The following is a 644-nucleotide window of genomic DNA, read 5'->3' as shown; positions in this document are numbered from 1 at the left end:
TCGCGCTGTGGCGCTCCTTGGTAGCCGGCATCGGCTGAGACAAATTGCTCCTCTCCATGCAGCAGATTACCCAGCTGATTGAGGTCATGCTCGTTGGCCGCGGTGGTGACCAGGCTGTGGGTCAGGCCACTCTTGGCATCGACACCAATGTGGGCCTTCATGCCAAAGTGCCACTGATTGCCTTTCTTGGTCTGATGCATCTCCGGATCGCGTTGCTGCTCTTTGTTCTTGGTAGAGCTGGGTGCCTCAATGATGGTGGCATCCACCAAAGTGCCTTGGGTCATCATGACGCCTGCTTCGGCCAGCCAGCGATTGATGGTCTTGAACAATTGACGGGCCAGTTGATGCTGCTCGAGCAGGTGGCGGAAATTCATGATGGTGGTGCGATCCGGCAGGGCGCTATCCAGGGATAATCGGGCAAACAGGCGCATGGAGGCGATTTCGTACAGGGCATCTTCCATGGCACCGTCGCTCAGGTTGTACCAATGCTGCATGCAGTGAATACGCAGCATGGTCTCCAGCGGATAGGGCCGTCGGCCATTGCCCGCCTTGGGATAAAACGGCTCGATGACAGCGGTCATATTCTGCCATGGCAGAATCTGCTCCATGCGGGAGAGGAAAATCTCTTTTCGGGTCTGACGGCG

The 644-nt window shown here is 57.0% G+C and carries 1 protein-coding gene; it reads right to left on the bottom strand.

The features are described from left to right. The coding region (locus ACYVDM_RS00005) for an IS5-like element ISKpn26 family transposase (protein ID WP_460475288.1) at positions 1-644 on the bottom strand (644 nt) is incomplete at both ends.

Source organism: Bordetella tumulicola, assembly GCF_054779135.1.
This window is presented reverse-complemented; position numbering and strand designations above follow the sequence as displayed.